At 69.1% G+C, this 12,009-nt stretch carries 11 protein-coding genes; 6 read left to right on the top strand and 5 right to left on the bottom strand.

Annotated features, from left to right (window positions below):
• Window positions 1-58: 58 nt before the first annotated feature.
• Entirely contained in the window at window positions 59-499 is a 441-nt protein-coding gene (dtd, locus tag AC13GA_RS13200; RefSeq protein WP_046983411.1) for a D-aminoacyl-tRNA deacylase, read from the bottom strand.
• Between the two features lie 61 nt (window positions 500-560).
• Between dtd and AC13GA_RS13195 the strand changes: the two genes are divergently transcribed.
• The 4 genes from AC13GA_RS13195 (at window position 561) to AC13GA_RS13180 (ending at window position 4,801) form a co-directional block, all read left to right on the top strand.
• The gene (locus AC13GA_RS13195; RefSeq protein ID WP_136638541.1) at window positions 561-1,481 is read left to right on the top strand and encodes a lauroyl acyltransferase; all 921 of its coding nucleotides are present in this window, start codon (window positions 561-563) and stop codon (window positions 1,479-1,481) included.
• Between the two features lie 75 nt (window positions 1,482-1,556).
• Complete coding sequence (gene ribA, locus AC13GA_RS13190) at window positions 1,557-2,690, top strand: GTP cyclohydrolase II RibA (RefSeq protein ID WP_046983413.1); 1,134 nt, start codon at window positions 1,557-1,559, stop codon at window positions 2,688-2,690.
• A gap of 75 nt (window positions 2,691-2,765) precedes the next feature.
• Window positions 2,766-3,266, top strand: a complete 501-nt coding sequence (locus AC13GA_RS13185) for a PH domain-containing protein (RefSeq protein ID WP_046983414.1) — start codon at window positions 2,766-2,768, stop codon at window positions 3,264-3,266.
• Window positions 3,263-4,801, top strand: coding sequence for a PH domain-containing protein (locus AC13GA_RS13180; protein WP_482998322.1), 1,539 nt, complete (start codon window positions 3,263-3,265; stop codon window positions 4,799-4,801). Before AC13GA_RS13185 ends, AC13GA_RS13180 begins: the two co-directional genes overlap by 4 nt.
• Window positions 4,802-4,898: 97 nt before the next feature.
• Here the strand turns inward: AC13GA_RS13180 and AC13GA_RS13175 are convergent, their stop codons facing one another.
• The gene (locus tag AC13GA_RS13175; protein ID WP_482998321.1) at window positions 4,899-5,957 is read right to left on the bottom strand and encodes a CDP-glycerol glycerophosphotransferase family protein; all 1,059 of its coding nucleotides are present in this window, start codon (window positions 5,955-5,957) and stop codon (window positions 4,899-4,901) included.
• Here AC13GA_RS13175 and AC13GA_RS13170 point away from each other — a divergent pair.
• The gene (locus AC13GA_RS13170) at window positions 5,956-6,774 is read left to right on the top strand and encodes a glycosyltransferase family 2 protein (protein WP_136638542.1); all 819 of its coding nucleotides are present in this window, start codon (window positions 5,956-5,958) and stop codon (window positions 6,772-6,774) included. The two genes, AC13GA_RS13175 and AC13GA_RS13170, sit on opposite strands and share 2 nt — an antisense overlap.
• 44 nt (window positions 6,775-6,818) lie before the next feature.
• A complete protein-coding gene (locus tag AC13GA_RS13165; protein ID WP_430766294.1) occupies window positions 6,819-7,940 on the top strand; it encodes a glycosyltransferase family 4 protein in 1,122 nt (373 codons plus the stop codon).
• Here AC13GA_RS13165 and AC13GA_RS13160 read toward each other — a convergent pair.
• The 3 genes from AC13GA_RS13160 to fmt are packed head-to-tail and all read right to left on the bottom strand — an operon-like array spanning window position 7,913 to window position 11,960.
• Entirely contained in the window at window positions 7,913-9,679 is a 1,767-nt protein-coding gene (locus AC13GA_RS13160) for an ArnT family glycosyltransferase (protein ID WP_430766295.1), read from the bottom strand. The two genes, AC13GA_RS13165 and AC13GA_RS13160, sit on opposite strands and share 28 nt — an antisense overlap.
• A gap of 22 nt (window positions 9,680-9,701) precedes the next feature.
• Window positions 9,702-11,033 (bottom strand): 16S rRNA (cytosine(967)-C(5))-methyltransferase RsmB, encoded by a 1,332-nt coding sequence (gene rsmB / locus AC13GA_RS13155; RefSeq protein WP_136638543.1) that lies wholly within the window; start codon window positions 11,031-11,033, stop codon window positions 9,702-9,704.
• Window positions 11,034-11,036: 3 nt separating this feature from the next.
• Window positions 11,037-11,960 carry a methionyl-tRNA formyltransferase gene (gene fmt / locus AC13GA_RS13150; protein ID WP_482998320.1) on the bottom strand — a complete coding sequence of 308 codons (924 nt, stop codon included), beginning with the start codon at window positions 11,958-11,960 and terminating at the stop codon, window positions 11,037-11,039.
• Between the last annotated feature and the right edge of the window lie 49 nt (window positions 11,961-12,009).

Genomic DNA, 12,009 nt, shown 5'->3' with positions numbered 1-12,009 from the left:
GGGAACGTAGCATTATACCAGCCCGGGGCCCCGCCTGCCGGGCGGTGGTCCCGCAGGCTCAGGGCCTGAGAAGGAAGGTCACGGGACCGTCATTGACCAGGCTGACGACCATATGGGCACCGAATCGGCCCGTTTCCACCCCCGGCGCGTGATTTTCACGACAGATCTCGACAAATCGATTGAACCCCTGTTCAGCCTCTGCCGGCGGAGCGGCGCTGGTGAAACTCGGGCGCATGCCCGAACGGGTATCTGCGGCCAGGGTGAACTGACTGACCAGCAGCAGCCCGCCACCGGTGTCGCGCAATGATCTGTTCATCTTTCCGGCCTCGTCGGCGAACACCCGGTAGCCCAGCAGGCGCTCGGCCATCCGCTGCAGCTGGGCTTCGGTATCGCCCGGCTCCATCCCCACCAGCGCCAGTAGGCCGGGGCCGATCTGCCCCACCGCTTCGTCATCGACATGGACGGCGGCCTGGCTGACACGTTGGATCAGGACGAGCATCTGCGGGCTTCCAATGAACGGGCCGGCCACGATAGCAGCGCCCTTGGCTAAACTGGCGCCGATGAATCCGCAACGCAAAGCCCGGCTGGTCTACCGCGCCACCACCCTGTTCGCCCGCCTGCCCTGGCCGCTGCTGCGGGGATTCGCGCGCGGCCTGGCGTGGGCGTGGATCAATCTCAACGCCCGCGAGAGCCGCGTCACCCGGCGCAACCTGGAACTGGCCTATCCAGAACTGGACGGCGCCGCACGCGACCGCCTGCACCGCGAGCTGCTGCGCTCCACCGCCCTGCAGGCCATCGAGACCCTGCGCCTGTGGAGCCAGGAACCCGCCGACAACCTGCGCCTGCACCTGAAGCAGCGCCACGGCGAAGCCCTGTACGACGCGGCGCTGGCCAGTGGCAAGGGCGTGATCGTGGCCGCGCCGCACTTCGGCAACTGGGAGCTGTTGAACCAATGGCTGGCCTCGCGCGGGCAGATCGCCATCGTCTACAAGCCGCCGGAGGACGAGGCCAGCGACGCCTTCCTGCAGATCGTGCGCGGCGGCCAGAACGTGCAGCAGGTGCGCGCCGAAGGCCCGGCCGTGCGCCAGCTGTTCAAGGTACTCAAGGACGGCGGTGCCACCGGCATCCTGCCCGACCAGCAGCCCAAGGCCGGCGATGGCGTGTTCGTGCCATTCTTCGGCGTGCAGGCACTGACCATGACCCTGGTCAACCGCCTGGCCGAACGCACGGGGGCCACCGTGCTGTACGGCTGGTGCGAGCGGATCGGCCCGGACATGGAATTCGCGCTGCACATCGAGCCGACCGACCCGTCCGTGGCCGACCCGGACCCACAGGTGGCCGCGACCGCGCTCAACGCCGGCATCGAGCGGATCGCCCGCCGCGACCCGGCGCAGTATCAGTGGACCTACAAGCGCTATACCCTGCGACCACCGGGCAGCGACGAGGAAGACCCGTATGCGACCGAAGAGCATCCACACTGAAAGCCGCTCCCGCCGGCCTGCGACAGACCGCCGCAGCACGTTGAATACGACGCTGGCGCCCCCATAGAGACACCGATGTCTGCCTCCCCCGGTCCTGCCATGTCTGCTTCTTCCCTGTTCGGCGATCCGGCCGCGATCCGCTGCGAGCGCGCGGTGGCCGAACTGCGCGCCGGTCGCCCGGTCCTACTCCATGATGGCCAGGGCCAGCGCCTGGCGGTGATCGCGCTGGACAGCGCTACCGCCAGCAGTTTCGCGGCCTTCGCCACCGCCGCGCGCGAGCGCCACTACCTGTTCCTGACCGCCACCCGCGCCCGCGTGCTCGGGGTGGAGGCCGCGGAGGGCGCGCGCCTGCCGCTGGCCGGTGTCGCCTTCGATGCCCTGCCATCGCTGGGCTACCTGCGCGAGCCGGGCCCGATGCCGGACGGCTGGAGCGCCGGTGACGCCTTCGATGCCGGCGCAGTGGAACTGGCCCGCCTTGGCCTGCTGCTGCCGGCGATGGTGGCGGTGCGCCTGGACGTCGATGACCGCACCTTCGACGGTGCCGCCGAGGTGGCGCTGTGCGACCTGGCTGAAGGCGCGGCGCATGCCGCCCACGATTACGAGCTGGTGGCGCGTTCACCGGTGCCGCTGCGCGACGTCGGCATGACCACCTTCGCGGTGTTCCGCGGTGGCGTGGCCCAGCGCGACCAGGTGGCGATCATCGTCGGCGAACCGGACCTGTCAGCCGTGGTACCGGTGCGGGTGCATTCCTCGTGCCTGACCGGCGACCTGTTCGGTTCACTCAAGTGCGACTGCGGCGATCAGCTGCGGCGTGGCCTGCGCAAGCTGAAGGAACTGGGTGGCGGCGTACTGCTGTACCTGGACCAGGAAGGCCGTGGCACCGGCATCGCCGCGAAGATGCGTGCTTACGGCTACCAGCACGACGGCCTGGACACCATCGATGCCGATGCACAGCTGGGCTTTGGTGCCGACGAGCGCCGCTACGGCAGCGCGGTGGCGATGCTGCGTGGCCTGGGCATCGCGCGCGTGGCCCTGCTCAGCAACAATCCGACCAAGGCGCAACGCCTGCGCAATGCCGGCATCGAGGTGCTGGACTGCATCCCGGTCACCGGCGAGATCACCGCCGAGAACGAGCATTACCTGCGCACCAAGGCCGACCGCGCCGGTCACATGCTCGATGTCGACGCGCTGATCCAGGCTGCCCAGTAATACGGCCGACCTGCTACCGTCTGCGCGGTGCGGTCGTCGCCGCCATCGCCTGCCCTGCTGCCTGACGGAGCCCGCGTGACCGAAGCCTCGATACCTGCACCGCTCACCTCTGACTGGCAGGCGCTGCCAGCACGCGCCGCGCGCCTGGCAGCACTGGAAGGCGCATTCGGCGGCCTGTTCGTGCCGGGCCTTCCGCTCGCAGCGGCCTGGTGGTTCTTCGATCTGCCCGCCGGCCTGTGGGGCGCCGTGGTCGGGCTGCTGGTGGGCATCGCCTTCGGCGCCTGGCTCGGCCGCCGGCGCCTGACCCGCACCCGCTGGCGCCTGGATGCGCAGGGACTGGGCCTGCGCCGCGATCTGATGTGGCAGCTGGAAACGCGCATTCCCATTTCGCGCGTACAGCACCTGGACCTGCGCCGCGGTCCGCTGGAACGCCGTGCCGGGTTGGCCACGCTGATCGTGCACACCGCCGGTACCCGCATGAGCGCGGTCACCGTGAGCGGCCTGGACGAGGCCGATGCCGAGCGCCTGCGCGACACCCTCTCGCACCAGCTCGACCAGGACGCCGACGCCCTGTGAGCCAGCCGCCACCCCTGCCCGCGTCGCTGCCCAACGGTGGCGAGGATCATCGCCTGCACCCGTGGTCGTGGCTGTTCGTGCTGCTGATGCAGCTGCGCCACTACTTCCTGCCGCTGGTGGCGCTCCTGGTGTTCGGCCAGCGCGGTGACCGCGATCCGATGTGGGCCCAGCTCATTCCACTGTCGGCAATTGCCGTGCTGGTGCTGGTATCGGTGCTGCAGTACCTCAGCTATCGCTACCGCATCGGCAGCGATGCGATCACCGTGCGCAGCGGCCTGCTGGCGAGCAACCGGCGGGAAATTCCATTCGCCCGCATCCACAACGTGGAAGTGCGGCAGAACCCGCTGCATCGCCTGTTCGGCGTGGCCGAGCTGCGCCTGGAATCGGCTGGCGGCGTGCGTCCGGAAGCGGAGATGCGGGTACTGAAGCTGGACCAGGCACTGGCCTTGGAACGGCTGGTGCGCCAGCGCGGACAAGCACCGCAGGCCGGCGACGTGACCACATCCGGGCAGGTGGCCGACGCTGACAGCGAACATGTGCTGCTGCGCCTGTCGAGCTGGGACGTGGTGCGCATGGGCCTTCTCTCCAACCGCGGCTGGGCGCTGGCGATCGCCGCGTTCGGCGTGCTGTTCCAGACCGTGCCGCGGCCGGTGATGGACGACGCCCTCCAGCGCGGCGGCCGCGAGGCCTTCGGCTATGCAAGCCACCTGCACCCCGGCGTGGCCGGCGCCTTCCTGCTGCTGGCCGCGGCCTTGCTGCTGGGCTGGCTGGGACTGCGTGCGCTGTCGGTGGTGCTGACCCTGCTGCGCTACCACGGCTTCACCCTCAGTGAGCAGGAGCGCCGCCTGACCGTATCGGCCGGACTGCTCAGCCGCACCCGCAGCAGCGTGGCACGGCGTCGCATCCAGGCCTGGACGCTGCGCGAAAGCACCCTGCATCGTTGGTTCGGCCTGCGCCAGCTGCGCATCGACAGCGCCGCTGGTGGGCCGTCTCGCGATGAGGACCGCGCCCTGCGCGAACTTGCGCCGCTGGCGTCCAGTAGGCGTTGTGAGCAGCTGGTGCAGCACCTGCTGCCGCAGCTGCAGTGGCCGCCGCTGCAATGGCACGCCATTCCGCAGCGTGGCTGGTGGCGGTTGTGCCTGGGCGCGCTGCTGCTGGTGCCCCTGCTGGCCGCGGCCGGGTACTGGCGCTGGGGGCCCTGGGGCCTGGTCGTGCTGGCCTGGCTGCCGGTGGCACTGCTGGTCGCGCACCGGCAGATGGCGCGCATGGGCTGGTACCTGGACGATCAATACGTCGCGGTGCGCGGCGGCTGGTGGAAGCGCTGGTGGCGCTGGGCCGAACTGGACAAGGTGCAGGGCCTTCGCCTGCAGCGTTCGCCGCTGGACAAGCTGCTGGGCACCAGCAGCCTGCAGCTGGATACCGCCGGCGCACATGGTGATGTGGCGCTGACCCTGCACCATCTGCCGCGCGCGCAGGCGCAGCAGGTGATGGAGCAGTTGGCTGCGGCGCTGGCACGGCGCAAGCTGCGCTGGTGATGGCAGGGTCGGATTCCGGACATGTAGCAGGTAGTGCCGGCCGCTGGCCGGCAATTGCAGACATTTCCCGGGTTGCCGGCCAGCGGCCGGCACTACCTCAACGCTGCGACCGGCCCCAATAACCCAGGTCCTTGCGGATCTGCAGATCGCGCAGCCAGGTGCCGAACGGCTTGCGGCGCAGCGCGCCCATTTCGCCAGCCAGGAAATCCTCGGTGGCGGTGATCACCCGCTCGCTGGACAGGCCATCGCGATACGGGTGGATGGTATCGGCGTAGCGCACGATCTCCGCCTGCAGCGCGGCGTCCGGATGCAGCGCACGCTGCAGCATTGCCGGCAGCTGCGCCGCATCGTCGAAGTCGATCATGTGCGGTTTGGGCACGCGGTTGCGGAAGGTCACCACCGGCTTGTGCTGGACGATGAACTCCGAAACGATCGACGAGGTATCCGACACCAGCACATCGGCAGCACGCTGCGCGGCCATCACCTGCTCAGGCTCGATGAAACGGGCATTGGCACCGGCCAGCGCGCGGTAGCGCTCGAACAGCTCCGGCGGGCACTTCGGGTGCAGGGTCAGCAGCCAGTAGCGCTCACCGGCGGCGATGTCGGCGGCGATCTGCGCATGCAGGTGCGGGGCCGCGCTGAGCCGCTCGGTGAAGGTCGAGCCAAACAGGATCACCGGGCGCCCACCTGCCGGCGCGCGCAGCGCAGCGCTCTCGCCGCCATCGTCGCGGAACAGCGGGTCCAGCTTCGGCCAACCGGTCTCTGCCACCGCGAAATGGCCCTGCAGGGCGGCGATCTCGCGGAACGGCGCGGTGGTCGCCGGGCCCTGGGTGCAGTACAGGTCGAACATGCCGCGCACCCGGAAGTGGCCGCGCGCACTGTCCCGCTTCTCCACATTGAACCCATGGAACAGCTGCACCTTGGCCCCCGAAATGAAGGTCGGCACCCAGTTGGCCGCGCTGAACACCGCTCGCGGACGCATCGCCAGGGCCTGCTTCAGGCCGATGTTGGGCACCCCCGGCAGAGCACTGCCCGCGGCGCCGTCCTCGAACCAGGCTGCCACCTCCTGCCCGGAGGCGTGCAAGGCCTGCGCCAACGGGGCGAGAATAGGCAGCGCATAACGCTCCGTCGCAAACAACAGGTACCCGGCCATCATGTCCTCCACGACCGCTCCCATCGAACGGCCTCGCATCTCGGCCTGCATTATCGCGTTCAACGAGGCTGGGCGCATCGGCGACTGCCTGGCCTCGCTGCCCTTCTGCGACGAGATCGTGGTGGTGGACTCGTATTCCACCGATGCCACCGTGGCCATCGCCGAGGCCGCCGGCGCCCGGGTGCTGCAGCGCCCGTTCGAGGGTTTCCGCAGCCAGAAGGCGTTCTGCGTAGAACAGGCGACGCACGACTGGGTGCTGTGCCTGGACGCCGACGAGCGCATCAGCCCGGAACTGCGCGCGGCCATCGAACAGGCCCGTGACGGTGGCTTCACCGGCCATGCTGGCTACCGCTTCGCCCGCCTGTCGGAGTACTTCGGCAGGTTCCTGCGCCATGGCAACGCCTACCCGGACCGGGTGATGCGCCTGTTCGACCGCCGCAAGGGGGGCTGGCGCGGCAAGCGCGAGATCCACGAGGCGGCCAGTGTCGACGGCAGCGTCGGCACCCTGCAGGGCGACCTGATCCACTACCCCTACCGCTCATTGCAGCAGCAGCTGGCCAAGACCGAGAAGTACGCGCGGATGATGGCCGAGCACGAATTCGCACGCGGCAAGCGCGCCACCCTGGGCAAGCTGGTGCTGGCGCCCGCCTGGCGGTTCTGGCGCGGCTTCCTGTTCCGCGGCGGCTTCCGCGACGGCTGGCATGGCCTGGTCTACGCCTATGTTCGCGCCAATTACGTGCGCCAGAAGACCATCATGCTGTGGATGCTGGGCAACGGTCAGGCCGTGGCCGACCCGGCGGTCCGCCCGGACCGGCCCTGAGCCTGCTGTGTCACACTGCCCACGCGTTGCCTGAAGACTCCCCCATGAAAATCCTGTACACCAACTTCCACTACGGCGACGGTGGCGGCCACACCACGTACATCGTCTCGCTGGCGCGTGCGCTGCGTGGCCAGCACACGCTGCATGTCGCTGCACCGGCCGACAGCCGCCTGCTGCGGACCGTGGCCGACGAGAGCATCGCCAGCACGCTGCCACTGGCCTTCGGCAGCGGCCTGCCCACCCTGCCGCAGCAGCTGGCCGAACAGCGCGCGCTGCGCCGGCTGGTCCGCGATGAAGGCATCGACCTGATCCACGTCAATGGCGCACGCGACCACCGCTTCGTGATGCAGGGCCTGCTCGGCATGCGCCACCCGCCGATCGTGCTGACCAAGCACAACAGCAAGCCGACCGCCACCTTCGGCAATGCGCTGCGTGCACGCTGGGCAACCGATCGCGTGATCGCGGTATCGGCCGACACCAAGCGCCTGCTGCAGCAGGGCCCGTACCGGCGCTGCCCGATCGATGTGGTGCGCAATGGTGTCGATCTGGAGCGCTACTCGCCGCTGCCCTCCGGAAGCGGCCACGCGCTGCGCCAGCAATGGACGCAGGATCCGCAGGCGCTGGTGCTGGTCAGCAATGCCGGCACCGACGATTACAAGGGCTGGATCGACCTGGGCCAGGCCATCGCGCGCCTGCCCGATGCGATCCGCCCGCACGTGCACATGGCGGTGGCCGGCCATCTGCCCAGCCCGCAGCAGCGCGAACAGGTGCAGGCCCTGGGGGAAGTCGCTGCGCAGGTGCACTTCACCGGCCTGCTGGCCGATACCCGCGTGTTGATCGCCGCCGGTGATGTCGGCTTCGTGCTGTCCCACGATGTCGAGACAATCTCCTTCGCCTGCCGCGAGATGATGGCCAGCGCCAAGCCGATGCTGGTCAGCGACTACGCGGGCCTGCCGGAAAACATTGAACAGGGTGTCGATGGCTGGGTTGTGGCCACCCGCAACATCGACGCCATCGCCGCACAACTGCAGGCGTTGTATGAGCAGCGCGATACGCTGGCGGAACACGGTCGGGCGGCGCGTCGCCACGCAGAGCGTGAGTTCGGCCTGCAGACGTTCGCTGATGCCACGCTGGCCAGCTACCGGGCTGCGCTGGCCGGGACCTGAGCGGCGGCACCGGCGCGCTCAATCCGCAGCGCCGGGCCCTGCAGGCGCCGCTCCCGTTCGAGTTCCGCCGCCGATGGCCTGCAGGGACCCATGATCGCCGGCGTCGGCACCAGCCACCAGCGCCGCCGATTGGAAATACCGGCCATTTCCGCGCGCGACCGATCAATGCACGCCTGCATCGCATCCTCGTTGACCAGCAGCCAGCGTCGTTGCGGAACCAGCCGTTGCCAGCGCACAGCGGCCTGCAGTTGTTCATGCCAACGCTCCTCGAAGCCGAAGGTCGCCGCCGGGCGATCAGCCATCAACAGGTTCTGCTCCTTCCACGCCACCAGTCCAAGCTCGGCCTCCGGGCCGATGCGTGCACCGACTTCGCGCATCAGACCACGTGCCGAACTGGAATCATTCAGCACCGGATAGCCCAAAAGGCTGTACAGCACCCAGACGGCAGCCAGGGTCGAGACCAGGGCGTAGTGATGGCGACGGCGACCGCACACCCACAGGCTCAGGGCCGCCCAGATCCCCATCGCCAGCGCCGCCCATGCCAGCGCATCGGTGGCGCCGGGTGCCAGGCCGCGACCCTGGGTCAGGCGCACTTCGAAGGCCGGATCGCCCAGCAGCGCCAGTGCCCCGGCCACGACCAGCGCCGCAGCCAGCAATCCGGTGAATGCCGCCAGCACGCCCTGAACATCACGCCGCCTCAGCAGCCCCGGCAGCAACGGCGCCAGCGCCAGGCAGAACATCGGCAGTGCCGGCAGGATGTAGACATCACGCTTGCCGTGGGGAATCGAGAAGAACAGCACGACCAGCAGCCACCAGGCCAACGGCAGCAGGTAGCGCGGGTCGCGGCGGCGCAGGCGCCGGCACCAGGCCGGAACCGCCCAGGGCAGCAGCAGGAATGCGGGGATCCACAGCGACGGCATGATCCCGAGGAAGTACCACCACGGTTGGTGATGGTCCCAGGATTGCGTATAGCGCTGCGCGGTCTGCCGGAACAGGATGTCTCCCGCGTAAGCACGGTACTGCTCCGAGCCCGTCGCCAGGCCAGCCAGCAGCATTGGTACCAGCCACAGCGATAACGCCAGCAGGAACGCCAGTGGTGCCAGCCAGAAGCGGCCCTCACCCACATGCAGTCGCACCCTTGGCCAGTGCAGCGCCGAGGCGATCGCCGCTGGCACGATCATCATCAGCGCGAGCACGCCCACGCCTTTGGTGATCACCCCGATGCCGGCGAAGAACCAGCCCAGCCACCACCAGCGCCAGGCCGGGCCCAGCAGCAGGTGTCGCAGCAGGCCGTAGTTGGCCAGGGTGATGAACAACACCACCAGCGGATCGATCTGCGCCTTCTTCGCCTGGAAGGTGAAATGCAGTGCGAACAGCAGCGCCCAGCCCGCATACAGACCGACCTGCCGCGTCCACAGCCGTCTGCCCAGGTCGATCACGCACCACAGCGTACCGAGCGCCGCGATCAGCGAGGGCAACAGGAAGGCAACCCGCCAGTGGCCGACCAGGCTATACAGCGTGGCCTGCCACCACATCAGCATCGGAGGCTTGTCCGAATACAGCTCGGTGCCACGCTGCGGGAACAGCCAGTGGCCACTGTCGACCATCTGTTTGGCCACCAGCGCAAAGCGTGGCTCGTCAGAGGGCCACGGATCGCGAAGGCCCAGCCCGGCCCCCAGCACCAGCAGGGCCATTACCACCAACAACCCGGTCTGGCGTGACGCGGGGGATTTCAGCATGGGCCTCGAAGCGGCAGCGGGGTCAGGCTGCTTTTAACAGACGCGCGTAGAAGAAACCGTCAGCATCGTCTTCACCCGGCAGTCTCTGCCGCGCCACACCTTCGCAATCCACGCCGAAGGTGTCATCAAGTGGCTGCGCCAGCGCGTCCGGATGCCACTTCAGGAACGCTCGGACCTGGTCGATGTTCTCGGCACGCAGGATCGAGCAGGTGGCGTACAGCAGCACGCCGCCCGGGCGCAGCATCGACCAGCAGGCTTCCAGCAAACGCGCCTGCACGCCGACCAGCGCATCGATGTCCTCGGCGCGGCGGTGGAACATCACATCCGGCTGACGGCGGATCACGCCGGTGGCCGAGCACGGCGCATCCAGCAGGATCGCGTCGAACGGCACGCCATCCCACCATGAACCTGGATCACTGGCGTCTGCGGCCAGGGTCTGTACGTGCTCACCCACGCCAGTGCGGATGTAGGTATCGCGTGCGCGCGCCAGGCGACGGGCATCGATATCCAGTGCCAGCAGGCGCAGGCTCGGATCGCGTTCGAGCAGGTGCGCAGACTTGCCACCGGGTGCCGCGCAGGCATCCAGCACGCGCGCACCAGACGCCGGCGCCAGGGCATCGGCCGCGCATTGCGCCGACAGGTCCTGCACCGACAACGCGCCTTCGGCGAACCCCGGCAGCTGGTTCACCGCAACGGGGACTGCCAACCGCAATGCATCTGCACTGAGCGCACTGGCTTCGGCAGCAATACCGGCCTCGGCCAGCGTTGCCAGCACCTTGTCGCGGCCGCCATGCTGGCGGTTGGCCCGCAGCCACAGCGGCGCGGGCTGCAGGCTGGCAGTGAAGACGGCCTCGGCCTGGGCCGGCCAGTCGCGTTCAATCGCATCGGCCAGCCATTCCGGGAAGGCATCGCGTGCGGGCTGCTCCGGGAAACCCTCGCGCTGTGCACGGCGCAGGATCGCGTTGACCAGGCCGGCCTGGCGCTCGCGACCCAGCGCACGCGCGGCATCGACCGTGGCCGACAGTGCCGCATGCGCAGGCAGTTCCAGCACATCCAGCTGGGCAAAGCCCACCATCAGCAAGGTACGCAGGTCGGCATCGCGGGCCGACAGCGGCTTCTGCATCCAGCCCTGCAGGGCAGCGTCATAGGTGCTGCGGCGGCGCAGGACCGCGAAACACAGCGCTTCCAGCAGTGCACGGTCGCGGCTGTCAGCCAGCTTGGGCAGCGCCCAGGCCAGTTCGGCCTTCAGCGAACGGCCGCGGGTGAACACCTGCGCCAGCACGCGTGCAGCCAGCATGCGGGTGGCTGCGCCCGGCGCCGCCTTGGCGACGGAAAAATCGTTCTGCTTCGACACCGCTTATGCTCCCACGCGCAGGTCGCGGCGGGCGTTGAGGTAGTCGGCGGCGGTGATCGCCTTGCCACCTTCACGCTGCAGCACGCGCAGGCGCAGCGCGCCCTGGCCGCAGGCAATGTCGATACCGTCGCGGCTGGCCGCCAGCACCGTGCCCGGCGCCTGGCCATGGGCCAGATCCAGCGCCACTGCGCCATGGATGCGCACGCGTTCGCCAGCCAGGCTCGCCTCGGCAATCGGCCACGGGTTGAATGCACGCACGGTGCGTGCCAGCGCGCCGGCATCCAGTGCCCAGTCCAGCCGGGCCTCGGCCTTGTCCAGTTTGTGCGCGTAGGTCACGCCCTGCTCCGGCTGCGGCCGCGCGACCGGCTTGATGCCCGCGCGCAGCAGGCCCAGGCCGTCAGACAGCACCTGCGCACCGAGTTCGGCCAGCTTGTCGTGCAGCTGCCCACCGGTATCGGTGGCGGCGATCAGCAGCTCCTGGTGCAGCAGCACCGGGCCGGTATCCAGGCCGGCCTCCATCTGCATCAGGCACACGCCGGTCTTCGCATCGCCGGCCTGGATCGCGCGCTGGATCGGCGCGGCACCGCGCCAGCGCGGCAGCAGCGAGGCATGCACGTTCCAGCAGCCGTGGGTCGGAATGGCCAGCACCGCCTTGGGCAGGATCAGGCCGTAGGCCACCACCACCATCAGGTCCGGCTGCAGGTCGCGCAGCTGCTGCTGGGCCGCCTCGTCCTTCAGCGATTCCGGCTGGTAGACCGGGATGCCACGGGCAACGGCTTCCAGCTTGACCGGCGATGGCGCCAGGCCACGGCCACGGCCGGCGGGGCGATCAGGCTGGGTGTAGACAGCGACGACCTCGTGATGGCGCGCGGCCGCGCGCAGCGACGACACCGCGAATTCCGGCGTACCGGCAAAGACAATCCTCATGGCTACCCCACTTGCAGGATGGATTCGTGCAGGAAAGAAAAACGGCGCC

The sequence above is a fragment of the Stenotrophomonas sp. 22DLJC03 genome (assembly GCF_056861405.1).
This window is presented reverse-complemented; position numbering and strand designations above follow the sequence as displayed.